The sequence below is a fragment of the Actinomycetota bacterium genome (assembly GCA_030682655.1).
Taxonomy (GTDB): domain Bacteria; phylum Actinomycetota; class Coriobacteriia; order Anaerosomatales; family JAUXNU01; genus JAUXNU01.
Map to the genome: position 1 here is coordinate 1 of JAUXNU010000094.1, position 1,519 is coordinate 1,519.

2 protein-coding genes are annotated in these 1,519 nt (G+C 66.6%); both read right to left on the minus strand.

All coding sequences use genetic code 11. The features are described 5' to 3' along the window. A partial coding sequence (locus Q8K99_05505) for an IS1595 family transposase (GenBank protein ID MDP2182012.1) occupies positions 1–869 on the minus strand: 869 nt, incomplete at its 3' end. Positions 870–1,069: 200 nt separating this feature from the next. Continuing rightward, positions 1,070–1,315 (minus strand): hypothetical protein, encoded by a 246-nt coding sequence (locus Q8K99_05510; GenBank protein MDP2182013.1) that lies wholly within the window; start codon positions 1,313–1,315, stop codon positions 1,070–1,072. Positions 1,316–1,519: the final 204 nt, after the last annotated feature.

Consider the following 1,519-nt stretch of genomic DNA (forward strand, 5'->3'; position numbering starts at 1 on the left):
ACGAGTCCGCGGTTGCCGGAGTTGCGCCGGTTGAACCGGAAGGTGAACTCCTCCAGATAGGATTGAAGGTGGGCGGGGTCGATCGAGCCGTGATGGGTGCCGAGGATCCAGCGCTTGAGTAGCGAGGCGATGCGGTGCACCCCGGGCATGGCAACGTCCGCGGGATCCCGGGAGTCCGACAGCACGGTCACCCTTCGCGTGTAGCCATGCCGGGGCAGTGCACCGTAGCCCTGCCAGCCATCGGTGAGTACGACCGAGTCGGGCGCCACCACGTCCCTGACGAAGGGCACCAGGCTCGTGCCGGAGGCGTCGGGGACGTGACGCATCCGCACCCTCCCGAAGCCCTTGGGCTGCTTGATCTCCACGGCGATCACGACGATGCACTTGCGGGTACCCCGACCCGGCTTTCCGCCGCGGTCGATGCCCCCGATGAAGATCTCGTCCACCTCGACGTCACCGTGCAGCAAGTCGCGCTCGGCCCGGACCATCGCGACCCGGTAGCGATGCAACATGGCCCACGCCACCTGGTAGCTCGTACCTATGGTGCGCGACAGGGTTTGGGCGGACATCCCGTTCTTGGCCGTGGTCAGATGCCAGGCCGTCTCGAACCAGGTGGTGAGCGGCGTTCGGGTCTTGTCGAAGATCGTGCCCGCAGTCACGCTGGACTGGTGACGACACGAACTGCACACGAGGCGGCCCCTGGTCGTCCGCCATGGCTCACCCAAGGAGCCGCACGTCGGGCAGAAGAAGCCGTCAGGCCAGCGGAGACGCTCGATGTAGCGCAGACACGCCTCGTCGTCGGGGAACATCTCGACAAAGCCCCGGTAGGTGTCCGGGTAGTCCTCGCCCGCGACGAGCCCTTGAGTCATGGGGGAGCTATCGGCTGAACTGTCCACCACAGCATCTTGGGGTAGGTGGAGCTAAGGCGCTACCCCCATTCCGGGGATTTCAACCCCACATCTCGGTCGGACCGGAGCCTGCCTCAAACTAGACGCGCGCTGACTGGAGTCGCATAACGTTATCGAGGATCTCTCCGGAGTCTCGCGCCCGCCCGCGTGCATGACGTGTCCTACCGCGCGGGTCCCAGATTGTCGGTCATGAGCCCCCAGACGAACCCGGAGAGCTCTCGCGCGGTCGCCACGACCGCGGTGTGTGCCCCTTTCCTCGCCGAGACCGTGCGGAAGGTCCGATTGAGCCGCACCTGTGCCGCCCACGAGTAGGCGCAGACCTCAGGCGGCATCCCCTCGAGACGCTCACGGAGCTTGCCGCGGACCGCCCGTGCATGCCGGTAGGCCCAGGCGGACTCCACGAGCACGCGCCGGATGCGGTCTTGGTGATCGAGCCTTGGTGCCGGCTCGCCCCGCTCGAGTGCTCGGAGGGGGTAAGCCCGGTGAAGGCCATGTAGCTTCCGGCGTCACCGAAGCGGGAGAAGTCGCACGTCTCGGACATGATCGTCATGGCCGAAAGCGTCCCGATGCCACGAAGGGCGGACAGGCGCGCGACGCTTTCTGCAAACGGC